Consider the following 22,386-nt stretch of genomic DNA (forward strand, 5'->3'; position numbering starts at 1 on the left):
AATGAACCCCAAAAAACGTTTAAATACGATTATTGGTATGACGCTGGCTGCCTCTCTGCTTCTAGTCGGTTGCTCATCGAACGAAGATGAAGCCGTCGTAGAAAAAGAAATTATTCGCCCAGTTAAGCTGATTTCAATTGCCGCAACCGATGCTGTAAATGTCCGTCGTTTCCCTGCTGAATTAAAAGCCAGTGAAGAAGCTGATATAGCATTTCGTGTTGGTGGACAGTTAATGGAGTTAAATGTTGTTGCAGGGCAACGCGTGAACAAAGGCGAACTACTTGCAGTTCTTGATCCAACGGATTTCAAACTTCAAGTAGAACTTGCTCAAGCAAACCAAAGCCTTGCCGAAGCACAATTCAAACGTATTCAAGCAATATATAAGCAAAACGCTACAACAAAATCCGAGTACGATTCAAGTAAAGCAACATTAGATCAAATGAATAATGCTCTAGAAACGGCAAAAAACCAGCTTAAATACACTAAAGTATACGCGCCATTCAAAGGCGTCATTGCCTCTGTACCCACAGAAAACTTCCAATACGTAAGTGCGACACAAACACTCATGCACATACAAAACATCGAAGATTTAGATGTGGAATTTCAAGTACCTGAAAGTTTAGTCGTCAGTATTAAATCCACTAATTCAGATTACAAACCGACGGTTGTTGTGGACGTTGCACCAGACGAAGTTTTAACTGGCAGCTATAAAGAACACAAAACCACACCAGATCAAACAACAAAAGCCTACGATGTAACATTACGACTCCAGCGTTATGATGGCCCACACCATACGCTACTACCTGGTATGACAGCCAACGTAGACATAGATCTTAGCCGCCTATTAGGTCAGAAGAAACATTATGTTGTTCCCGTTGAAGCAGTTCTTCGCCACGAAGACACGACAACTGGAGAATCAAATAGCACTGTTTGGGTATTTAATAAAGACACTAACCAAGTTAATGCTCGCCAAGTGAAGTTAGGGGCATTACAAGGTAATCAAATTGAAATCGTTTCAGGACTTAAAGCCGGAGACCAAGTAGTTGCAGCTGGTGTACATAGCCTGACTGAAGCTATGCACGTTCGCCCATGGACACGTGAGCGAGGCCTATAATGGATATTGCTGCTTATTTTATTAAACGTAAAGTTACGAGCTGGATGGTCACGCTGATCTTATTGGTTGGCGGTATTATTGCATTCACAAGCCTTGGTCAATTAGAAGATCCTGAGTTTACTATCAAGGACTCTCTTATTATTACTTACTACCCTGGCGCCTCACCAGAACAGGTAGAAGAAGAAGTTACTTACCCTATTGAGCGAGAACTACAAAACTTGCCTTACGTTGATAAAATCACATCGACCTCAAAGGCAGGCTATTCAAAAGTTCAATTGACGATAAAAGATACCTATCGAGCAAAAGAACTTAAACAGATATGGGATGAAGTACGTAAGAAAATTCGTGATATTACTGGTACTTTTCCTAGTGGCGTTGCAACACCTATCGTTTTAGATGATTTTGGCGATGTATACGGTGTCATGCTGGCAATCAATGGCCAAGGCTATCCATATAAAGACCTTAAAAACTACGTAGATTATGTCAAACGCGAGCTAGTTCTTGTGGACGGCGTTGCTAAAGTGACTGAGGCTGGCGAGCAAGATGAGCAAGTCACCATTGAGATCTCTCGCTCTAAGCTAACTAATATGGGCATTGCTCCTAGTCAGTTAGAAACCTTGTTATCAAACCAAAACAGCGTATCTAATGCTGGTAGCGTCAAAGTAGGTAGTGAATACATTCGCATCAGCCCTACAGGTGAATTCAAAGATATTTCTGAACTTGAAAACCTCATTGTTGGTACACCAACGGATGGGAATTTAATTCGTTTGAGTGACATAGCCACCATCAAACGTGAATACGTAGAGCCAAGAACTCACATTGTCGATTTTAACGGTGCCAAATCCCTATTACTTGGCGTCTCGTTTTCATCGGGTGTAAACGTCGTCAAAATTGGTGAAGCATTAGAAAACCGAATTGAGGAGCTGCAATATCAGCAACCGGTTGGTTTAAACATGGAACCAATCTACTTCCAATCTAAAGAAGTAGAACGTTCCGTATCGAATTTCCTACTAAACCTAGCTGAAGCTGTGGGTATCGTTATCCTTGTGCTGTTGGTTTTTATGGGCATTCGCTCTGGTATTTTGATTGGTATCATTTTACTACTTACCATTCTTGGCACCTTTATCGTGATGGATTACTTCCATATCAACCTGCAGCGTATTTCCCTTGGTGGATTAATTATAGCGCTCGGGATGCTGGTCGATAACGCCATAGTGGTAACCGAAGGTGTGCTTATTGGCATGCAAAGAGGCATGACCAAATTGCAAGCGGCTAGCGCCGTTGTGAAACAAACTAAATGGCCTCTTTTAGGCGCAACCGTAATTGCTGTTACTGCGTTTGCACCCATTGGCTTATCTCCAGATGCTGTAGGGGAATTCGTCGGTTCACTTTTCTATGTATTGTTGATTTCACTGCTGCTCAGTTGGATCACAGCTATTACGCTAACACCTTTCTTCTGCGATTTATTTTTCAAAGAAACGATTGCAAAAGCCAACAGTGAAGACAGTTCTGCTGAGGAACTAGTCGACCCTTACAAAGGATTTATCTTTACTGGTTATAAATGGTTGTTAGATAAAGCCATGCATTACCGCTGGATAACTGTCATTCTTTTGGTAGGTAGCTTGTTTACTGCAGGTTGGGCGTTCCAATTTGTAAAACAATCTTTCTTCCCACCTTCAACGACACCTATGTTCTATATGGACATTCAAATGCCTGAAGGAACGCACATTGATAATACTTACCTTACTGTGCAGGAGATCGAAAAAGAACTATTGAAAGACGACCGAATTGAATACGTCACCTCAACCACAGGACAAGGCGCTTTGCGCTTCATGCTAACTTACGAGGCAGAGCAAACTAACTCAAGCTACGCGCAGTTTATTGTTCGAACTAAAGACACTGACGTTATTCCTGGCTTGCTCAAAGACTTGTATTACAAAATGCAGGAAGAGTACCCAGAGCTTGAAGTTAAACTACAGCGCCTTCAGTTAGGCCCCTCAACAGGTGCAAAATTAGAAGCTCGTATTAGTGGCCCTGATCCTAAGCTTTTACGTCAATTCAGTGCTCAAGTTCAAGAAATCTACCGTAATGATGGTGGACTTGAAAATATTAAAGATGATTGGCGTCAGCCTGTTAAGGTACTTCGGCCTCTCTTTAATGATGCTCAAGCTCGACGTTTAGGTATTAGCAAAACAGAGCTAGACGATGTTCTGCTAACGAACTTCACTGGATCACAAATTGGCTTGTATCGTGAAGGCACAGATTTATTGCCTATCGTACGAACAGCACCAGAGAATGAGCGAGTTTCTATTGATCAAATCAGAGATCTACAAATCTATAGCCCAGCGACAGGATCGTACGTAACGCTTTCTACCCTGGTATCTGGATTTGAAACCGTCTGGGAAGATCCCATCATTGAGCGTCGTGATCGTAAACGAACCATTACTGTAATGGCAGATCCGAAGATTCTAGGGGATGAAACTGCCATGGCAATCTTCTCTCGTACTCGTGGTGCAATCGAAGCTATTCCATTGCCGCCAGGTTATGTCTTAGATTGGGGCGGTGAATACGAAAGCAGTACCGACGCCCAAGCGAATATATTCAAAGCATTGCCTATGGGCTACTTGTTTATGTTCATTATTACCATACTACTATTCAACTCAGTTCGTGTTCCGCTGACTATTTGGTTCTGTGTACCATTAGCATTGATTGGTGTATCAACCGGATTGTTAGTAATGAACTCTGCGTTTAGTTTTATGGCATTGCTTGGGTTCTTGAGTTTATCTGGCATGACTGTGAAAAACGGTATCGTATTAGCAGACCAAATAAACTACGAGCTTGAACAAGGTACAGAGAAGTACGAAGCCATTTTCGTCTCCGCAGTGAGCCGAGTTCGCCCAGTATGTATGGCCGCCGTTACCACTATTCTGGGTATGGTACCCTTACTTTACGACGCGTTCTTTGAAGGAATGGCGGTAGTTATTTCCTTTGGGTTAGGGTTTGCAACCTTACTGACACTAGTCGCAGTACCTGTGTTTTACACTATATTATTCCGAGTCAAATATCGTAATCACAATGACTTTGAATAATACCTAAATGTGATATTAAAAAGAGAGAGCCTTATCGTGGATAGAAGGTAAGGCTCTTGATTACCCAGTAATCTATCTTATTTGAGAAATTTATGCATTTAGACGAAATCTTAAAACTGGACATTAAGCTACTCGTCGCCTTCGTCACTATTATGGAAGAAGGCAGTGTTTCACGAGCAGCAGAAAGACTTGGAGTGACCCAACCAGCACTTAGCAAAAGTTTGCAGCGATTAAGGGACTTGTTTAAAGATTCTCTATTCACCCGCCAAGCTTATGGCTTAAGCCCAACGGCTCGCGCTTCAGAGTTACACGACCTGATACAGCCAATTTTAAGCTCTCTATCTGAATTAATGAGTCCGAATTCATTAGATCTAAAAAATTTAGATCGTCGCTTTAAATTACGTGCAGATGAAGGCGATCTTGAAAACTTTATTGAGCCATTACTAGCATCATTACAATACCAAGCACCAGGCATGAGATTATCAATAAGCTCATGGGGTGACTCACAGCTTGATGAACTTGTTTCTGGCAATATAGATCTTGGAATTATGCGCATTAATGATACGCCTGGAAATATTCGCAGCAAACTCATAGGTTATATGGAAGCCTGCATTGTATTAAGTGAAGCGCATCCATTATTCCATCAAGATGAATTATCGGTGACAGATCTACTTGCACATAAAGTGGTTACTCATCACCTGCGCAGTCATCGCAATAGCTCTTTTTCAAAAACAGAACAAAAGCTCAAACAACAAGGCCACATCATTCAACCTAGCTTAGAGACAGATAGCTTAATGGTCGCTATGCAGGCGGTGAAACGAGGAATGGCACTTGTCACTTCGCGCTCAATTGGAGACTTATTCTTGCAAGTGATGTGTGAAAAAGCACATTTTTACCCAGTAAGAATACTACCAATTCCAAAAGAAGTATTGGAGATCGATGAATATCATGGTCGACATCCTATACATATTTTTTGGCATGAGCGTTTTAACAATGACCTTGCCCATCGCTGGCTGAGAGAGCAAATCATTTACTTCATGCGCGAATCACCTTGGATGCATTCGCCAGCCTAATACATGTCTAATATAATATTATTATCCCGCGTCGAGCTCTGCTCTGACCCAATCAAAACGCGGGATTCTTTCTCCATTTATCTCAACAGACTCTTGAAACATACTTAATGGTCTTGCCCACCAACCGAACTCACCATATAAGGCCTGATAAATCACCAGTTCTTCTTCTGTTTCACTGTGCTTTACCACTCGCTCAACCCAGTACAGCGCCCCTTTATAATGTTGATAAACGCCAGCCTTCATATCTAAACCCTCTATACTTTTTAAAAATCGACCATAATTAGCCAATATCTAGAAAAACTTGTCGCCAATTCGAAAGTTGCTCTCTTACACGCCTAATAGAACTCAGCAATAATACTTACATACTATCGCCCTAACTCATTTTCAGGAATTTTCTATGTATCTAGTACGTCCAGTAGATTTTGCAGATCTTCCTGCGCTGGAACGCCTTGCTCAACAGGCAGGTATTGGTATTACAAATTTCCCAGCCAATAGAGAGCGCCTGAACGACAAAATTGCTTCTTCACGCCGTTCTTTTCAAACCGACGTAGTGCAGCCAGGCGACGAATCCTACTTGTTTGTGTTGGTAGATACCAGCAATGAACAGATTGTTGGCTGCTGTGGTATTGATGCTATGGTCGGAGTCGATACACCGTTTTACAGCTACCGAATTGATGAAGTGGTACACGCGTCGCCACAGTTACAAATTCACAATCGTATCCCTGCTCTTTTCTTATGTCACGACTACAGCGGAACCAGTCGGCTTATCGCCTTAGTTGTCGACAAGGCCCACCAGAATCCCGTTGCCATGTCTTTGCTATCACGAGCTCGCTTACTCTTTATCGCTCGTTACCCAGAGCGTTTTACCAAACGATTATTCGCAGAGCTACGTGGTGAAAGCGACAAACACGGTTACTCTGCTTTTTGGGATGCCTTGGGAAAACACTTTTTTACCATGGACTTCAAGAAAGCCGACTATCTTTCAGGTGTCAGTAACAAAAACTTCATCGCAGAATTAATGCCGCGCTACCCGATTTATGTACCAACGCTTCCAGAAGCAGCACAAGAAGCCATTGGTGTTGTGCATGAAAACTCAGGTCAAAGTGCCGACATTTTATTAGGGGAAGGTTTTGAGTTCCGAGGCTATGTAGACATATTTGACGCTGGACCAAGTATCGAAGCAAGAACAGAAAGCCTGCACACCATTACCAACCAGAAAACTGACAAGGCACTAACGCTAACAGAAACCTCAAAAGGCGCTATGCACCTTATATCAACAGGCCATTTAGAACATTTTAGAGTGACTGCTGCACCTGCTGAACCACAAGCAGCAGGATTAGCATTAGAAAAATCCACCCAAGAACGATTGGGTATTTCTTCAGGAAAACGCATCCAATGGGTTGCTCTATAAACAATAATAACCACCTGCGTGACCTTAATAACCGTCAAAAGCAGCTTAATTAAACACGAGGAACACCATCATGATGGTCATACGCCCCATTTGTCAGAATGACCTAAAGTCACTTTACCGACTTGCCGAAAAAACCGGCATAGGTTTTACCTCTTTGGTGTCTGACGAAGCCATTTTACAAAAGAAAATCGACGGCGCCGTGCGTTCTTTTAACAAAGAAAACGTCACCAAACCTCACAATGAAGATTACTTAATGGTGCTTGAAGACACCACAACAGGTGACATCGTAGGTACCTGTGGAATATTAGCCACCGTTGGCTTAGACGAGCCATTTTACAGCTATCACCTAGGAACCATTACTCACGCTTCTCGTGAACTTGGCGTGCATAATGCCATTCCAACTTTAATACTCAACAACGACTTCACTGGATTTAGTGAAATCTGTACGCTGTTTTTAGAAGAAGATTACCGTCACTCAAAAAACGGCCAACTGCTTTCTAAAGCACGTTTTATGTTCATGGCACAATTTCCTGAACGCTTTACAGAGAAAGTCTTCGCTGAAATGCGTGGTGTCAGTAACGAAGAAGGAGTATCTCCTCTATGGGAAAGTCTTGGTCGTCACTTTTTCTCGATAGATTTCAAAGAAGCCGACGAGCTTACCGCGCAAGGCAACAAACAGTTTATTGCCGAGCTAATGCCGAACAATCCAGTTTACGTGAACTTGCTGCCACAAGAAGCTCGAGACGTCCTGGGACAAGTTCACAAAAATACAGTGCCAGCCCGTCGTCTATTAGAACAAGAAGGCTTTCGTTACGAAAACTACGTCGACATTTTTGATGGCGGCCCAAGCTTAGAAGCTCGCGTTCAAGACATACGCGCAGTCCGTGACAGCCGACTTTGCCTTGCAAACATAGGCCAGCCTAAAGGCATCCGTGAAGGTAAAAACGAAGGTAATTACTACCTAGTCTCGAATGCAAAGGTAAAAGACTTTCGTTGCATTCTGATTCAACGCTCAATACCGCCAGGCAGTGCCATGACCTTGACTCAAGAAGAAGCTGACAGTCTATGCATAACAAATAAAGAACCCGTTCGAATCGTGGAATTATCCCCCTATTCAAGATAAATACGCACGAATTAACAGGAGCTATCATGAAGCAAGCACATTATATTAATGGTCAATGGTTAGCAGGTGAAGGCCAACCACTACGCTCTATCGACCCAGCGGACGCCAGTTTAGTATGGCAAGCTAACACCGCAACTTCAGGCCAAGTAGATTTAGCTATCAAAGCCGCTCGCGCTGCCTTTCCTGCTTGGGCCAATCGTCCTTTAGAAGAACGCTTAACGATTATTGAAGCCTTCGCAGAATTGGTAAAAGAACACAGCGAAGACATCGCTACGACCATCAGCCGAGAAACTGGCAAACCGATTTGGGAAACTCGTACCGAAGCCGCTGCTATGGTGGGCAAGGTCGCGATTTCCAAACAGGCGTATCACGAAAGAACAGGCGAAAAAAACACGCCTATGCCGGGCGCAACAGCTCGACTGCGTCATCGTCCACATGGCGTGGTTGCTGTATTCGGCCCATACAACTTTCCAGGTCACTTGCCTAACGGACACATTGTGCCAGCGCTGATTGCGGGTAATACAGTGGTTTTCAAACCAAGCGAACAAGCACCGGCCACGTCTGACCTAATCATCCAATTATGGGAAAAAGCAGGCTTGCCAGCTGGCGTACTTAACTTGATTCAAGGCGAGCGTGAAACAGGTGTTGCCCTAGCAAACCACCAAGGCATAGATGGGCTTTTCTTCACTGGCAGCCCACAGGTTGGTCATATTTTACATAAAGGTTTTGCCGGCCATCCAGGGAAAATTCTGGCACTAGAAATGGGCGGTAACAACCCATTATTGGTTTCTGAAAAAGTGACGGATCAGCGTGCTGCTGTGCATGAAATCATCCAATCAGCGTTTATATCAGCAGGACAACGTTGTACTTGTGCACGCCGTTTATTATTGCCCAAAGGCGCGCTAGGTGATGCGATTTTGCAATCCCTTGTTACCGCAACCAAAGCCCTAAAAATTGATCGTTTTGATGCAATCGAACAACCCTTTATGGGACCTGTCGTCTCTGCTCAAGCCGCCGACGGTTTACTGCAAGCCTACCAAAAACTGATCAAATTAGGCGCATCACCGATCCTAGAAATGACTCGCGGCGACAGCCAAACCGGCTTTGTTACACCGGGTATTATCGACGCAACAGACATGCTAGACGAACTTCCAGATCAGGAATATTTCGGTCCGTTGCTTACTGTGATTCGCTATGATTCTTTGGATCAAGCCATGACCATTGCCAACAATACAAAATTTGGCTTGTCTGCGGGTCTATTATCCGATGAGGCAGCCGAGTATGAATGGTTCTTACAGCATAGCCGAGCAGGGATTATCAACTGGAACCGTCAAACAACGGGAGCTTCCAGTAATGCGCCATTTGGTGGCACAGGAGCTAGTGGTAATCATAGAGCCAGTGCCTACTATGCAGCTGATTACTGCGCTTACCCAGTGGCCAGTATTGAGGCAGACAGCTTAACCATGCCAGAAAAACTCGGTCACGGCATTACCCTTTAACGAAATAGAATACGCAATTTACAAGAGGCAATTATGAACATAGCGACAGAAGCCAATTTTGACGGCTTAGTGGGCCCAACCCACAACTACAGCGGCCTATCTTTTGGTAACGTCGCTTCATTGAATAACTCTGCACGCCCATCCAATCCGAAAGCGGCGGCAAAACAAGGCTTGGTAAAAATGAAAGCCCTGGCAGACATGGGGTTTGTACAAGGCGTACTCGCGCCACACGAACGTCCGCACATCCCTACGCTGCGTCGTTTAGGTTTTTCTGGTACTGATGCCTATATATTGGAACAAGCCGCTAAACAAGCACCAAAACTGCTTGCTGCGGTTAGCTCTGCGTCTTGTATGTGGACAGCCAATGCCGCAACCGTATCACCAAGTGGTGACACCAGCGACAAACGAGTACATTTCACGCCAGCCAACTTGGTAAACAAGTTCCATCGTTCAATAGAACATGAAACCACTGGCGCGATTTTACAAGCGACTTTCAGCGACGATAAGCACTTCGCTCATCACCCCGCCTTGCCTAGCGTCGATCATTTTGGTGATGAAGGCGCAGCAAACCACACACGTTTTTGTCATGGTTATGGCGAACAAGGTATCGAATTCTTTGTGTATGGAATGGAAGCTTTTAATTATAACGCACCGCATCCTGCTAAATTTCCAGCTCGTCACACTCTGGAAGCTTCACAAGCGGTTGCTCGTCGTCACGGTTTATCCGCGGATCAAGTGGTTTACGCACAGCAAAACCCAAGTGTCATTGACGCTGGTGTTTTCCATAATGACGTGATCGCCGTTGGCAATCGCAATGCGCATTTTTATCATCAAGAAGCCTTCTTGGATACGGCTAAAATGAAGCAAGACTTACTCACAGCGTGGGGAGATAGGGCATCTAAGTTCCACCTGATTGAAGTACCAAGCGACGCGGTATCGGTACAAGACTGCATTCAGTCTTACCTGTTTAATAGCCAATTATTAAGCCGTGGCGACGATGACATGGTACTGGTTGTACCAGGAGAATGTGAGAATAATACTGCAGTTTGGACGTATTTAAATAGCCTAGTTGCTGGTCAATCACCCATAAATGAAATCAAAGTATTCGATCTTAAACAAAGCATGAGCAACGGCGGCGGCCCAGCTTGCCTGCGACTTCGCGTTGCTTTAACGCAAGCTGAGCAAGCGGCGATTAACCCATCTACTCTAATGAATAATACCTTGTTTGAGCTTTTAAATACTTGGGTAGATAAGCATTACCGAGATGAACTGCATGAAAAAGACCTTGCCGATCCGCAATTGCTAATCGAAAGCCGCAACGCATTAGATGAATTAACTCAGATAATGAACTTGGGAAGTGTCTACGAATTTCAAAGGTAAGAATGAACCGCCCCGCTCCAAGGGGCGAGGTATCAGTGTTTCATTGGATTAACACTAAGTTATGTAAATACATGATTCCGTCGATTTTGTAGGTCAGATGAACCGAGGAACGAAGGTGTGATCTGACGGTTAACGGTATACATAACGGTTGAAAAATACCCTTTCGGCATTACTTTTGAAAAGAGCCGATTAGCTAGTGATTCCATACCAAAAATCATATAAATCAACCAATTGAAGGCAAAATTAATTGAGGGGAAGAAGCTATCTGTCACACGCCTGATCACTGTCGTACCTCCCTCATCAGGCCTACAAAACTATTTTTATGGCATGAGAGAGGTCTTTACTCGATGTGACGAGCGAAGCTAAAACGAGTCTATTTTTAACAAAGTGTTAGCAAGCGTAGTAATCGAGAAAAGGTTGCTCAAAAATGCTCGCCATTCTCGTAATAATCTTTGCCCTGTAGATCATGAAACAAAACGGTAATGTCTTGGCCACTATCTACCAATGGTCTAACCAACTCTTCAATGATTAACGCTACTTTGCGTTTTACTTCATCGCCTCGGTCAAACCACAAAACATCAAAAAACGGATAAGCAGGAGAAGCACCGCCGACAGCAAGGTAGGTTGTTGCTTGGTATTCAAGTGTAAAATGCGAATTAGGCGTATCGGTAATTTCAGCTAAATTTTCTATCAAAATATCTGCGATAGATTCTAATTCGTCAAAAGCGAGTCCACGAACACGTAAATGAGGCATATTAATCCTTAGTCGATATTAAAAATTAGCCATAAATAATGCCTGATTTACTAGCCTTCATCTACATAATCAAACGTACGAGTTTCTATCACTTGGCCATCCTGAACAACATCCACACTCCATTTGCCATCAAAACCGGGCATTAGTCGTTTACTTGACCACACACGCCAACGGTCACCACCTATATCAAAACCTACATCCGCTTGATCTTCGCCGTCTAGCTTCCAACGATGAATCACTTGGCTGCCCGACATATCACGCAAATCAGTAAAGAAGTATATTCTTTGAATTTCACCGTATTCTACTTTTACAGTGGGACCAATATCATCAATTGGTTCGCGATCAACAACATCTGTTGAAAATTGAGCACGAGCCACAGTACCTTCAGCCCAAGCAGGTAAAATCATCGCAAACGATAAAATACCAGCCAAAGCAACTCTAGTTAACGTTTGCCACATATTAAAACCCTATTGTAATCACATAAAACATTTGCATTAAAAATGCGTGGAACACGCTATTTATTTCGCCGCTCTTTGACTCTAATTTAGAAATGAATATAACCATAAAGTTAGCTGAAAACTGTGTAAAGGAAGCGAGAGTTTTGTGTAATTTTGCAAACTCTCTCGCTCCTTTTGTGTCAAACGATAACTAACTTTCTGTTGAGGTTTTCTCTTTAGACTTTTTTAGGGAGTATGTGGCTGAAGTGAATACTTACTTTGCGTGACGATCTGCCAAAGGGGTTGAAAACGTATATTCCATATCCCAAGGAAAGCGTATCCACGTATCTTGGCTTACTTCGGTAATAAAAGTATCAACTAATGGCTTGCCGGCAGGTTTTGCGTAAATGGTTGCAAAATGCGCTTTAGGCAACATTTCACGTACTTTTGCCGCAGTACGTCCCGTATCAACTAAATCATCGATCAAAATAAAACCTTCACCGTCGCCTTCTACACCTTTCAAAACGTTCAGCTCACCTTGTTTCATTACTCCGTCGGCTTTTTCGCCAGCGCCGTAACTAACAATACAAATCGTATCAATCAAACGAATATCCATTTCACGACATAAAATAGCCGCGGGCACTAAACCACCACGAGTGATAGCGATAATACCCTTCCAAGGACCTTGCTCAAGCAAACGCCAAGACAAAGCGCGAGCATTCCTATGTAACTCTTCCCAAGATACCGGAAAATCTTTTGAATAAGGGGTCATCAAAGCTCCTACGCCTTTCGCTATTGGTTTTGATTTCTCAATTATGTACCGCTAAAGGAATAACATAATACAAGAAAAGATTGAGTGGAAATAAAAGATTAAGATTTTAGCGGTAATGGTAGGCCGGCCGCAACAAAAGTTACCCGATCGGTCAATTTAGCTAGCGCCTGATTCATTGTGCCAGCCTCATCACCAAAACGCCTAGCCAGCGCATTCATCGGCATAATACCTAGACCTACCTCACTCGATACTAGAACTAAATCTCCTTCAAACACTTCAACCGCATTTAATAGTGCTTGTTTTTCCTCTTCCAAACGAGTTTCATCTTCTAGGCACAATAAATTTGTCATCCATAAGGTAAAACACTCAACAATGACTGCTTGATCAGGTGAATTAAGAGAATGTAAGACACTTGCCAATGCTAACGGCTCTTCTATCAATTGCCATTCACTCGGTCGGTTGTCTTTGTGCTGACGAACACGATCCGCCATATCGTCGTCCCACACTTGAGACGTCGCCACATAACACACCGGTTTTCCAGAAGCGGCTATTTGTTCTTGAGCAAAGGCACTTTTACCACTACGAACGCCACCTAAAACGAGATGCTTCATGCTAGCTGCCCCCTTGAAAAGCCCTGCGTTTGGCCTCCTGCCGTTTTTAATAAACGAATCAATGCGCTATTTAAAGCATCCATTTCATGCAAAGCCGGTAATGCCACACGAATCCAACCTTCGCCTAAACGAGTATGAACGCCAACTTGATGCAACATCTCAAATACTTGCGCCGCATAGTCACCACTTTCGAGAGTCCAGGTCACAAACAGCGGACTCAATACATACTCTTGAGAATCAAAGATAGTATTAAATTTAGGCACAACACGTTCAACAAACGCCGCTTGCCGTACTGCTAAGTTCTGTCTAGCCTGAGACTGCCAAGCCGTATCAGCAAAGGCCAATCTCACCAAATGCAAACTTGGCGTAGCCACTGGCCAAGGTCCCAGCAAATTCTTTAACGCGGTTTGCCATTTTTCCGCACAAAAAGCAAAACCCACGCGAGCACCAGCCAAGCCAAAGAACTTACCAACAGAGCGTAATACAAAAAGCGATTCACTCAGCGCTTCACCTTGTTTGCTATTCAACAGACTCAACTCTGGGCAAGCATCAACAAAAGCCTCGTCCACAACGATATTCGCCCCTTGCTGCTCAGCATGGACAATTAACTGAGACAGAATCTTGGACGAAGCAATTTCCCCCGTTGGGTTATTCGGCTGAATCACCACGGCAACCGCCCATTTCTGTCCTAATAACTCTTCCAATGCATCGTAATAGGCAATCTCAAAGCCCCATTTTTCCCAAGCAAAGGCATGTTCCTGATATCCAATACGGGGCACAAAAACGATTTGCGATACAGTAAGCAGAGCCGAAGACTGACTCGCCAGCAACATGGGCGGTAAAGATTCGATAATATGCTGGGAACCCGCGCCAATCGCATTGGGACGACGACCGAAATAGCGCTCTGCTTCGTCTAATAAATTCACTTGATCAGGCAAATCCATCCATAAAGAGGTATCTACTTCTGGAATGGGCCAAGGCTCACGATTGCACGCAGAGGATAAATCCAACCAATTCAACGCTTCATTACCGACTTTCCGCTGCCAAAAAGCCAAATCACCACCGTGCTTTGGGGGTAAGCTTTCTAACTTAGAAGATTTTAGACCAATAGACATATAACCAATCCCCACAAAATCACGCTTTTATCCACCAGCCAAATGGCCTCTTTTAAATGTCGAGGCGTCGGTAAATCACCCTCGCCTAGAATGGGTCGCGTTTCGACTTTACCAAAATACGGCGCTTCGCCACCTAACTGAATCCCCAAAGCGCCCGCCCCTGCAGCCATCACCGGGCCAGCATTAGGGCTTTTCCAACGGGCAGAAGGACGACGAGCACTGCGAATGGCTGAATGCCATTTACCACAAGCCCCATAGGTATAAACCACAAGACGAGCCGGAATATAATTCAATACATCATCAAAGCGCGCCGCGAACCAACCAAAGTGCAGCAATGACTCGGTTTTATAGCCCCACATAGCATCCAGCGTATTGGCAAGACGATACAGGAGCACACCCGGCGCACCGAAGAGAATAAACCAAAATATCGGTGCAAATATCGCATCACTGCCGTTTTCTAAAACCGACTCAATACCCGCTTTTGCCACCGATGATTCATCCAAATTCTGTGTGTCACGGCTGACGATATAGCTCACAGCAAGACGTGCTTCATCGAGTTTTTCTGCCGACAGTGGAGAGACAGACAAAGGCTGATAAATCGCCAAAGCATGCTCACGCAAACTCTGCCAACCAATGGCAAAATACAACACCACCACAGACAGCAAAGTATCTAGCCAACTCGGCAACAACCAAAACAAAGCCAATAGAATCATCCCCCAAGGCAAAACCGCCACCAGCCATGCCAACACACCAACCATGCGTTGACGAGATAAAGAAGCGTCTAAAGGCAACTGAATATGCTTGCGACAAAGATCCACCCAGCGACCAAACCAAATCAAAGGATGCCAAGTTTTTGGCTCGCCTAATAAGCGATCCAATACCAAGGCCGCGACCAAAATGAAACTGGCCATAGAGAACACACCAAGAAAACCATCAAAACTACTGTTTAAATTAGCAAGGATCATAAATATAGGTCGTATTTTCACTTAACAAGGTGGACAGGTAAGGTAGAATTCTACCACCTTATTGATTTGAAGCGTGATGATACTGAATGCCAGCCTTTAGTTTAATGATCCAAGGAACTACCTCGGACGCCGGAAAAAGCACATTAGTCACGGCGCTATGCCGTTTATTCATCCGCCGAGGCATTCAGGTCGCACCATTCAAACCACAAAATATGGCTTTAAACAGCGCGGTCACGCAAGATGGCAATGAAATTGGCCGAGCTCAAGCCGTGCAAGCCTATGCCGCTGGGCTTGAGCCACACGTGGATATGAATCCAATTCTGCTCAAACCCAACACAGACACAGGCGCACAAGTCATCATCCAAGGCAAAGCCGTGGGCAACATGAACGCGGTTGGCTATCACGAATACAAAAGCATCGCCAAAGTCGCCGCATTGGATTCTTATCATCGCTTAGCCGAACAATACCAAGCTGTTTTAATTGAAGGCGCTGGCAGCCCAGCAGAAATCAATTTACGCGCTCGCGACATCGCCAACATGGGCTTTGCGGAAAGCATCAATTGCCCAGTTATTATCATTGCCGATATCGACAAAGGCGGTGTATTTGCTCATCTCGTTGGTACATTGGATTTACTTAGCCAAAGCGAGCAAGACCGAGTGATTGGCTTTGTAATTAACCGTTTTCGTGGCGACATCAGCTTGCTGCAATCTGGCTTAGATTGGTTAGAAGAACGCTCCGGCAAACCGGTTCTAGGGGTTCTACCTTTCTTAAAAGGTTTTCATCTAGAATCCGAAGACGCCGTCGCCAAAAGTCCCATTAAAACCGACAGCAACACCAAGCTAAACATCGTCATCCCTATTATGCCGCGCACTAGTAATCACACAGACTGGGACGCGTTACGTCTTCATCCAGATGTTCAAGTCACCCTAGTGGGAGCCAACGCCCCCATTCCACCTGCGGATCTAGTCATTTTGCCAGGCAGCAAAAGCGTACAAAGCGACCTCGCCTTTCTACGTCAAGAAGGCTGGGAAGATTATTTGAATAAACACCTTAGATACGGCGGAAAAGTCATCGGGATTTGCGGCGGCTATCAAATGCTCGGCGAGCAACTGCTTGATCCGCTAGGACTAGAAAACCAACACGCCAACACTCAATCTGCTGGCTTTGGCTTTATTCCCATGAAAACTGTCCTTAAAGAAGAAAAACAGCTTAAACAACGCCACGGAAAACTTACGTTATCAACGAACGCCAGCAGCTACCCACAAGTCACTGGCTACGAAATCCACTCTGGCGTGTCGAGCTTTTCAGCCAATACGACAATAAACCATTTCGCTCTCTTAAATAACGAAAAAAACAAAGAAAACGGTGAAAAAGAAGGCTACATATCAGAAGACGGTCAAATCATCGGAACCTATCTGCACGGCGTATTTGACCACCCAGAAGCCCTGCAAACCTTACTAAACTGGGCAGGCGTCGACCAAGCCGCCACATTCGACTACGACCAATACCGAGACAACGAAATCAACCGCCTCGCCGACAGCACAGAACAAAATATGAATATCGATGTATTAATTGAACAGTGTCGAAACTTCCAGCAGTAAAAAAGCGAGCCGTAGCTCGCTTTTGTCGATTCCAATGAAGAGAAAACTAAGTGTTAACCCAAAGCTCTGGAGTGATGTTCTAGGTGATCGTCGATGAAGCTGGCGATGAAGAAGTAGCTGTGGTCGTAGCCCGGTTGACGGCGTAGCGTAATCGGATGTCCGGCTTTTTCACAGGCCGCTTCTAGGGCTTCTGGCTTAAGTTGTTCTACCAAGAAGTTATCCGCTTCGCCTTGGTCAATGAACAAAGGCAAACGTTCACTTGCCTTCTCGATTAGCAAAGTCGCATCCCATTCGTTCCAAGTGGCTTTGTCTTCACCCAAGTATCCAGTAAAGGCTTTTTCGCCCCAAGGACAGTTAGTTGGATTAACGATCGGTGCGAACGCTGAAACAGATTGATACTTGCCTGGGTTCTTCAACGCGCAAATCAAAGCGCCGTGACCACCCATTGAGTGACCAGAGATCGAACGCTTGTCGGTCACAGGGAAGTTGGCTTCTACCAAATGCGGCAATTCTTGAACCACGTAATCATACATGTGGTAAGTATTCGAATAAGGTTCAACCGTCGCATTGATATAAAACCCTGCTGCAGAACCAAAGTCGTAGCTTTCATGCTCGTTTGGATAATCCGTGCCGCGTGGGCTGGTATCTGGACAAACAATGGCTAAACCTAATTCTGCTGCTTTGCGAAAAGCGCCCGCTTTCTGTGTGAAGTTTTCGTCATTACAAGTCAAACCTGACAGCCAATACAAGACTGGCACTTTTTGCGTTTCTGCTTGTGGAGGTAGGTAAATAGCAAAGGTCATTTCGCTTTTCACTGACAAGCTTTCATGCTTGTAACGCTTCAACCAACCGCCGAAGCTTTTGGTGCTGGATAACAATTCCATAGCTGTCTCCTTAGCTGTGTTAAAAAAGCCCGCTTAGCGGGCTTATCAAAACGGTGTGATTTCGATTATTTATCGAAAAGAATGACAGTACGAATACTCTCGCCTTTGTGCATCAAATCAAACGCTTCATTGATGCGCTCAAGTGGCATAGTATGTGTCACGAATGGGTCGATTTCGATCTTGCCGTTCATATAGTCTTCTACGTAACCTGGCAATTGGCTGCGACCTTTTACACCACCAAAAGCAGAGCCTTTCCAGACTCGACCGGTTACCAATTGGAATGGACGCGTGGAGATTTCTTGGCCAGCACCAGCAACACCGATGATGATGGATTCGCCCCAGCCTTTATGACAGCACTCAAGCGCTTGACGCATAACTTGTACGTTACCGATACATTCGAATGAGTAATCTACGCCACCGTCTGTCATATCAACGATAACTTGCTGAATTGGCGCGTCGAATTTCTTTGGATTGATGCAATCAGTCGCACCAAACTGTTTCGCCATTTCGAATTTAGATTCGTTGATATCGATAGCGATAATGCGAGAAGCGCCTGCCATGCGAGCGCCTTGGATAACCGATAAACCAATGCCACCCAAACCAAAGACAGCAACCGTTGCGCCTTCTTCAACTTTCGCTGTGTTTAGTACCGCACCGATACCTGTTGTGATACCACAACCTAACAAACAGACTTTTTCTAGCGGCGCATCAACGTGGATTTTCGCCAAAGAAATTTCAGGAACAACGCTGTATTCAGAGAAAGTAGACGTACCCATGTAATGGAAAATTGGCTCGCCATTGATGCTAAAACGGCTAGTGCCATCTGGCATTAGGCCTTTACCTTGGGTAACACGGACCGCTTGGCAAAGGTTGGTTTTGCCAGACTTACAGAACTTACACTCGCCACATTCTGCGGTGTATAGAGGAATAACGTGGTCACCCACTTTTAACGTGGTTACGCCTTCGCCTACCGCTTCAACAACACCTGCACCTTCATGACCTAGGATCGCAGGGAAAATACCTTCTGGATCTTCACCAGACAAGGTAAACGCATCTGTGTGACAAACGCCTGTTGCAACCATACGAACAAGTACTTCACCTTTTTGTGGATCTTGAACATCTACTTCTTCGATTTTAAGTGGTTGGCCTGGTCCCCAAGCAACAGCTGCTTTACATTTCATAGCGCACTCCAATGTGTGTTTTAAATTCAGTCTTGATGCAACCAGTGTAGACGTAAATAATTACAAGGATAATCCCCAATTTGGAAAATGATTATTGCCATACAGCAACAATCATTTTAAAAATCTTTTATTTGGTTATAATGTAACAACTCAAGCATCAAGCTAAACCTTTATCTATTGGTACAAAAAGACTATGAAAAACTGGGAAGCCATGGAAGCGTTCGTCGAAGTTGTCAGACAAGGCAGCTTTTCAGCCGCCGCAGTCAAACTGAGCGTATCCGCTTCGCACATTAGTCGATTGATCACCCAACTAGAGGCGGAGCTTGAAACCACCCTGCTGTTTCGCACCACGCGCCGTATTCGTTTAAGCGAAGCGGGAGAATTGTATTACCAGCACTGTCGTGGCTTGCCTGAAGCGCTGAGTAGTGCCGAGGAAATGATTTCTACCCTCAACCAAGCGCCAATTGGCCCGTTTAAAATGACCTGTGCCACTACCTTTGGCGAACGCTACATTGCACCTTTGATGAACGATTTTTTATTGCATCATCCAAAAATTGAGCTCGATTTTCACCTCACCAACCGCTCGGTAGATTTGATAGAGGAAGGTTACGACCTTGCTATTCGCATGGGTGCCATGAAGGATTCCAGCCATTTGTCACGCCGTTTGTGTGATCGGGTCGAATACCTTTGTGCGTCACGAGAATACATAGACCAACACGGCATGCCGCATACGTTGGCCGAATTAAACAAACACCGCTGCTTGATCGGTTCAAAAAATCACTGGCTGTTTCAACAAGATGGACAGCGCAAAGAAGTAAAAGTCAGCAGTCAATGGCGCAGTAATTCTGGGCCCGCTTTGCTCGATGCCGTTCGCAAAGGTTTGGGAATCGCTCAATTGCCAGACTATTACGTGTCCGACGATCTCGCCAGCGGCAAACTCATCCCATTACTAACGCAATACCAGTATCCGTACAGTGGTGTTTGGCTTGTTTACCCGAAAGTTCGCCAACCCTCACCAAAGTTACAAAGTATTTGTGATTACCTGATTCAGCGTTTTAAACAAGATCCGCCATTTGCCAAATAACACACGTATGTTTAAATACGCACCACATACTCACTCTTAAGCATCATTAAGCGAAGCCCATGTTCTCACAAGAAGATCTAGTTCAAGTTGCTCGTCAAACCATGCCATTTGGTAAATACCAAGGTCGTGTTTTGATTGATCTACCGGAAGCCTATTTACTTTGGTTTGCCCACGAAGGTTGGCCGAATGGCAATTTAGGGCAATGGTTGCAGCTCGCGCTGGAAATAAAAATCAATGGCCTTGAAAAGTTGGTCGATCCTTTGCGTAAACCGACCGAGAAAAAGCCAGACGAACCGAAAGTCCGCATTCGCTTTGATGATTAATCTCTAACCTAAATTTGCTAAGATTTCTGGGGTGGTTGACGGCTATAAATTAACGTATTGCCGCCTTTTTTGACGCTCTTTTTTAAAACAAAGCCAGAACGCTCAGCCACTTTAATAGAGGCTATATTATCCGCTTTGACTTCAGCTAACAGTGGCTCATCAAAGTAACGCACCAATTTAGACAACATTTGATGAGCAAAGCCTTTTCCGCGCGCTTCTGGTGCAATGGTCCATGATAGCTCCCACGCATTCCCCACACGATCCGCTCGACAAGACCCAACCGCGATGCCATCTACTTCCGCTATCCACAAAAGCCTTTGCTCAGGATTACTCAAGGATGCTTTTAACCATGTAAAATGTGATTCCAACACGACTTCATCGGTGTTATGGGATGCATTACGGGTTTCTGGATCATTGCGCCATATAAAAAGTTTTTCAGCGTCTTTCATTTCGGCAGGTCGTAAATTCACTCGATCTGTCATATTACACCTTATGTCTTTCCCTAATCTAAAGCCTATTTTGGAAAACAGTATACACTTTTGTTTAACGACTAAAATACACTAAATTAAGGTACAAAAATTGCTTACTTTGGCGTATCAAATAGCCCATTATTTTCAGTAAGGAAAGAACACTAAATGGACATCAGAATCGACGATTTATCTGGCACAGAAGTCAAAAAAATACTCACAGAACACCTTGAAGATATGTTTGCTGCATCGCCGCCTGAATGCGTTTTTGCATTAGATTTAGATGGGTTAAAAAAGCCGAACATTACCTTCTGGACGGTTTGGGAAGATAAGCAATTACTCGGCTGTGGAGCGCTTAAAACGTTAGACGAAACACACGCTGAAATTAAGTCCATGCGCACCACCAGCGCTGCCCGTAACAAAGGCGTTGCTTCGACGCTGCTCCGCCATATTCTTGAAGCCGCAAAAAAGAAAGGTCTTAACAAAATAAGTCTAGAAACCGGATCGCAAGATTTCTTTGCGCCAGCAAGAAAACTTTACGCAAAACACGACTTTATTGAGTGCGGTCCTTTTGCCGACTATAAGCTAGATCCTTATAGCGTATTTATGACTCGTAGCCTGTAAAAAGGTTATTGTTGCATTACAGTCCGCTTCACTTATTTCATTATCTGTACATTACAGCCATTGAATAAGCTCGTTAGACTTTATGTATTCAGAATGGGAAACAAAGGATTCGAGCATGAAAACAATCGGCATTATTGGTGGCATGAGCTGGGAGTCTTCCGCTTTGTACTACCAAAATATCAATAAGATGACTAAACAAAAGTTAGGCGGGCTGCATTCAGCCAAGATTATTTTATCCAGTGTTGATTTTGCCGAGATTGAGCGGTTGCAACATCAAGGCGATTGGACTCAATTAGGGGAAATCCTCGCTGCAGAAGCCAAACGTTTAGAACAAGCTAAAGCTGATTTTATCCTTATCGCAACCAACACCATGCACAAGGTAGCTGATGTTGTTCAAAGTGCGGTAAAAATTCCTTTACTACATATTGCCGATGCCACTGCCAAAGAGCTTGTTAAACAAAAGCATCAAAAAGTAGGCTTTATCGGTACGCGTTATTCGATGGAAGAAGACTTTTATATTAAGAGATTAGAAGAACAATATGGTTTGGAGGTAATCACTCCATCCAAGCAAGACAGGGACAACATACATAGAATTATTTACGACGAATTATGCCTTGGCAAAATTCTTCCTGAATCGAGACAAGTTTATATCGATATCGTCGATCGACTCCAAGAAAGCGGAGCGGAAGCTGTTATCGAAGGATGCACGGAAATTACTCTACTACTCAAACAAGAACACGTTGATGTGCCTTTATTTGATACTACTTATATTCACGCCAAAGCCGCTGTGGATAAGGCGTTAAGCGTTTGATATGCATCTATCAATGAAGACTATATCAAACGCTAATTACTCCTTGAACTGATATACCAATATATGAA

General features: G+C 44.2%; 22 protein-coding genes. 12 read left to right on the top strand and 10 right to left on the bottom strand.

The window, feature by feature from the left end; genetic code table 11:
- The first annotated feature begins 1 nt into the window (after position 1).
- The 3 genes from CYL31_RS17060 to CYL31_RS17070 all read left to right on the top strand — a co-directional run bounded on the left by CYL31_RS17060 (position 2) and on the right by CYL31_RS17070 (position 5,276).
- Positions 2-1,114 (top strand): efflux RND transporter periplasmic adaptor subunit, encoded by a 1,113-nt coding sequence (locus CYL31_RS17060; RefSeq protein ID WP_212916350.1) that lies wholly within the window; start codon positions 2-4, stop codon positions 1,112-1,114.
- Positions 1,114-4,203 carry an efflux RND transporter permease subunit gene (locus CYL31_RS17065; RefSeq protein WP_212916351.1) on the top strand — a complete coding sequence of 1,030 codons (3,090 nt, stop codon included), beginning with the start codon at positions 1,114-1,116 and terminating at the stop codon, positions 4,201-4,203. The genes CYL31_RS17060 and CYL31_RS17065 overlap by 1 nt, the downstream gene beginning before the upstream one ends.
- Positions 4,204-4,295: 92 nt before the next feature.
- A complete protein-coding gene (locus tag CYL31_RS17070; protein WP_212916352.1) occupies positions 4,296-5,276 on the top strand; it encodes a LysR family transcriptional regulator in 981 nt (326 codons plus the stop codon).
- 21 nt (positions 5,277-5,297) lie between these two features.
- Here the strand turns inward: CYL31_RS17070 and CYL31_RS17075 are convergent, their stop codons facing one another.
- Positions 5,298-5,519, bottom strand: a complete 222-nt coding sequence (locus CYL31_RS17075) for a DUF1653 domain-containing protein (RefSeq protein ID WP_212916353.1) — start codon at positions 5,517-5,519, stop codon at positions 5,298-5,300.
- A 154-nt stretch (positions 5,520-5,673) separates the two neighbouring features.
- On the opposite strand from CYL31_RS17075, the gene CYL31_RS17080 reads away from it, so the two are divergent.
- From CYL31_RS17080 to astB, 4 genes are all read left to right on the top strand, one after another.
- Complete coding sequence (locus CYL31_RS17080; protein WP_212916354.1) at positions 5,674-6,687, top strand: arginine N-succinyltransferase; 1,014 nt, start codon at positions 5,674-5,676, stop codon at positions 6,685-6,687.
- 70 nt (positions 6,688-6,757) lie between these two features.
- On the top strand, positions 6,758-7,810 hold the full coding sequence (gene astA, locus CYL31_RS17085) for an arginine N-succinyltransferase (RefSeq protein WP_212916355.1): 1,053 nt from the start codon (positions 6,758-6,760) through the stop codon (positions 7,808-7,810).
- Positions 7,811-7,836: 26 nt separating this feature from the next.
- Positions 7,837-9,309, top strand: a complete 1,473-nt coding sequence (gene astD / locus CYL31_RS17090; RefSeq protein ID WP_212916356.1) for a succinylglutamate-semialdehyde dehydrogenase — start codon at positions 7,837-7,839, stop codon at positions 9,307-9,309.
- Between the two features lie 33 nt (positions 9,310-9,342).
- The gene (gene astB, locus CYL31_RS17095) at positions 9,343-10,689 is read left to right on the top strand and encodes an N-succinylarginine dihydrolase (protein ID WP_212916357.1); all 1,347 of its coding nucleotides are present in this window, start codon (positions 9,343-9,345) and stop codon (positions 10,687-10,689) included.
- Between the two features lie 421 nt (positions 10,690-11,110).
- On the opposite strand, the gene CYL31_RS17100 is transcribed toward astB, so the two are convergent.
- From CYL31_RS17100 to cbiB, 6 genes are all read right to left on the bottom strand, one after another.
- Positions 11,111-11,443: a DUF1904 family protein gene (locus CYL31_RS17100; RefSeq protein WP_012071338.1), complete on the bottom strand. Its 333-nt coding sequence runs from the start codon at positions 11,441-11,443 to the stop codon at positions 11,111-11,113.
- A 50-nt stretch (positions 11,444-11,493) separates the two neighbouring features.
- A complete protein-coding gene (locus CYL31_RS17105) occupies positions 11,494-11,901 on the bottom strand; it encodes a DUF2914 domain-containing protein (protein ID WP_212916358.1) in 408 nt (135 codons plus the stop codon).
- Between the two features lie 253 nt (positions 11,902-12,154).
- Positions 12,155-12,652, bottom strand: a complete 498-nt coding sequence (gpt, locus tag CYL31_RS17110) for a xanthine phosphoribosyltransferase (RefSeq protein WP_212916359.1) — start codon at positions 12,650-12,652, stop codon at positions 12,155-12,157.
- 98 nt (positions 12,653-12,750) lie between these two features.
- Positions 12,751-13,263, bottom strand: coding sequence for a bifunctional adenosylcobinamide kinase/adenosylcobinamide-phosphate guanylyltransferase (gene cobU / locus CYL31_RS17115; RefSeq protein WP_212916360.1), 513 nt, complete (start codon positions 13,261-13,263; stop codon positions 12,751-12,753).
- Positions 13,260-14,378, bottom strand: a complete 1,119-nt coding sequence (locus CYL31_RS17120; protein WP_212916361.1) for an aminotransferase class I/II-fold pyridoxal phosphate-dependent enzyme — start codon at positions 14,376-14,378, stop codon at positions 13,260-13,262. Before CYL31_RS17120 ends, cobU begins: the two co-directional genes overlap by 4 nt.
- Positions 14,363-15,343, bottom strand: a complete 981-nt coding sequence (cbiB, locus tag CYL31_RS17125) for an adenosylcobinamide-phosphate synthase CbiB (protein ID WP_212916362.1) — start codon at positions 15,341-15,343, stop codon at positions 14,363-14,365. The genes CYL31_RS17120 and cbiB overlap by 16 nt, the downstream gene beginning before the upstream one ends.
- 86 nt (positions 15,344-15,429) lie before the next feature.
- On the opposite strand from cbiB, the gene CYL31_RS17130 reads away from it, so the two are divergent.
- Complete coding sequence (locus CYL31_RS17130) at positions 15,430-16,944, top strand: cobyric acid synthase (protein WP_212916363.1); 1,515 nt, start codon at positions 15,430-15,432, stop codon at positions 16,942-16,944.
- A 53-nt stretch (positions 16,945-16,997) separates the two neighbouring features.
- Here CYL31_RS17130 and fghA read toward each other — a convergent pair whose 3' ends face one another.
- Together fghA and CYL31_RS17140 are read right to left on the bottom strand one after the other, a co-directional pair.
- Positions 16,998-17,828 (bottom strand): S-formylglutathione hydrolase, encoded by an 831-nt coding sequence (fghA, locus tag CYL31_RS17135; protein ID WP_212916364.1) that lies wholly within the window; start codon positions 17,826-17,828, stop codon positions 16,998-17,000.
- 65 nt (positions 17,829-17,893) lie between these two features.
- Positions 17,894-19,009 (bottom strand): S-(hydroxymethyl)glutathione dehydrogenase/class III alcohol dehydrogenase, encoded by a 1,116-nt coding sequence (locus CYL31_RS17140; RefSeq protein ID WP_212916365.1) that lies wholly within the window; start codon positions 19,007-19,009, stop codon positions 17,894-17,896.
- Positions 19,010-19,202: 193 nt separating this feature from the next.
- On the opposite strand from CYL31_RS17140, the gene CYL31_RS17145 reads away from it, so the two are divergent.
- Complete coding sequence (locus tag CYL31_RS17145; protein WP_212916366.1) at positions 19,203-20,093, top strand: LysR family transcriptional regulator; 891 nt, start codon at positions 19,203-19,205, stop codon at positions 20,091-20,093.
- Positions 20,094-20,152: 59 nt separating this feature from the next.
- On the top strand, positions 20,153-20,416 hold the full coding sequence (locus CYL31_RS17150) for a DUF3820 family protein (protein WP_100188303.1): 264 nt from the start codon (positions 20,153-20,155) through the stop codon (positions 20,414-20,416).
- A gap of 17 nt (positions 20,417-20,433) precedes the next feature.
- Here the strand turns inward: CYL31_RS17150 and CYL31_RS17155 are convergent, their stop codons facing one another.
- Positions 20,434-20,898, bottom strand: coding sequence for a GNAT family N-acetyltransferase (locus CYL31_RS17155; RefSeq protein ID WP_212916367.1), 465 nt, complete (start codon positions 20,896-20,898; stop codon positions 20,434-20,436).
- 153 nt (positions 20,899-21,051) lie between these two features.
- Between CYL31_RS17155 and CYL31_RS17160 the strand changes: the two genes are divergently transcribed.
- Entirely contained in the window at positions 21,052-21,507 is a 456-nt protein-coding gene (locus CYL31_RS17160; RefSeq protein ID WP_212916368.1) for a GNAT family N-acetyltransferase, read from the top strand.
- Positions 21,508-21,622: 115 nt separating this feature from the next.
- Positions 21,623-22,318 (top strand): aspartate/glutamate racemase family protein, encoded by a 696-nt coding sequence (locus CYL31_RS17165; RefSeq protein WP_212916369.1) that lies wholly within the window; start codon positions 21,623-21,625, stop codon positions 22,316-22,318.
- Positions 22,319-22,386 lie beyond the last annotated feature (68 nt).

Source organism: Marinomonas sp. A3A, from assembly GCF_018336955.1.
GTDB classification, from domain to species: domain Bacteria; phylum Pseudomonadota; class Gammaproteobacteria; order Pseudomonadales; family Marinomonadaceae; genus Marinomonas; species Marinomonas lutimaris.

Coding starts and splice junctions, on each gene's coding strand:
- CYL31_RS17155 (WP_212916367.1), bottom strand. CDS start 20,898: ATGACAGATCGAGTGAATTTACGACCTGCCGAAATGAAAGACGCTGAA.
- CYL31_RS17140 (WP_212916365.1), bottom strand. CDS start 19,009: ATGAAATGTAAAGCAGCTGTTGCTTGGGGACCAGGCCAACCACTTAAA.
- fghA (WP_212916364.1), bottom strand. CDS start 17,828: ATGGAATTGTTATCCAGCACCAAAAGCTTCGGCGGTTGGTTGAAGCGT.
- CYL31_RS17075 (WP_212916353.1), bottom strand. CDS start 5,519: ATGAAGGCTGGCGTTTATCAACATTATAAAGGGGCGCTGTACTGGGTT.
- CYL31_RS17100 (WP_012071338.1), bottom strand. CDS start 11,443: ATGCCTCATTTACGTGTTCGTGGACTCGCTTTTGACGAATTAGAATCT.
- CYL31_RS17060 (WP_212916350.1), top strand. CDS start 2: ATGAACCCCAAAAAACGTTTAAATACGATTATTGGTATGACGCTGGCT.
- astD (WP_212916356.1), top strand. CDS start 7,837: ATGAAGCAAGCACATTATATTAATGGTCAATGGTTAGCAGGTGAAGGC.
- CYL31_RS17080 (WP_212916354.1), top strand. CDS start 5,674: ATGTATCTAGTACGTCCAGTAGATTTTGCAGATCTTCCTGCGCTGGAA.
- astB (WP_212916357.1), top strand. CDS start 9,343: ATGAACATAGCGACAGAAGCCAATTTTGACGGCTTAGTGGGCCCAACC.
- CYL31_RS17160 (WP_212916368.1), top strand. CDS start 21,052: ATGGACATCAGAATCGACGATTTATCTGGCACAGAAGTCAAAAAAATA.
- CYL31_RS17105 (WP_212916358.1), bottom strand. CDS start 11,901: ATGTGGCAAACGTTAACTAGAGTTGCTTTGGCTGGTATTTTATCGTTT.
- cbiB (WP_212916362.1), bottom strand. CDS start 15,343: ATGATCCTTGCTAATTTAAACAGTAGTTTTGATGGTTTTCTTGGTGTG.
- astA (WP_212916355.1), top strand. CDS start 6,758: ATGATGGTCATACGCCCCATTTGTCAGAATGACCTAAAGTCACTTTAC.
- cobU (WP_212916360.1), bottom strand. CDS start 13,263: ATGAAGCATCTCGTTTTAGGTGGCGTTCGTAGTGGTAAAAGTGCCTTT.
- CYL31_RS17145 (WP_212916366.1), top strand. CDS start 19,203: ATGAAAAACTGGGAAGCCATGGAAGCGTTCGTCGAAGTTGTCAGACAA.
- CYL31_RS17065 (WP_212916351.1), top strand. CDS start 1,114: ATGGATATTGCTGCTTATTTTATTAAACGTAAAGTTACGAGCTGGATG.
- gpt (WP_212916359.1), bottom strand. CDS start 12,652: ATGACCCCTTATTCAAAAGATTTTCCGGTATCTTGGGAAGAGTTACAT.
- CYL31_RS17130 (WP_212916363.1), top strand. CDS start 15,430: ATGCCAGCCTTTAGTTTAATGATCCAAGGAACTACCTCGGACGCCGGA.
- CYL31_RS17150 (WP_100188303.1), top strand. CDS start 20,153: ATGTTCTCACAAGAAGATCTAGTTCAAGTTGCTCGTCAAACCATGCCA.
- CYL31_RS17070 (WP_212916352.1), top strand. CDS start 4,296: ATGCATTTAGACGAAATCTTAAAACTGGACATTAAGCTACTCGTCGCC.
- CYL31_RS17120 (WP_212916361.1), bottom strand. CDS start 14,378: ATGTCTATTGGTCTAAAATCTTCTAAGTTAGAAAGCTTACCCCCAAAG.
- CYL31_RS17165 (WP_212916369.1), top strand. CDS start 21,623: ATGAAAACAATCGGCATTATTGGTGGCATGAGCTGGGAGTCTTCCGCT.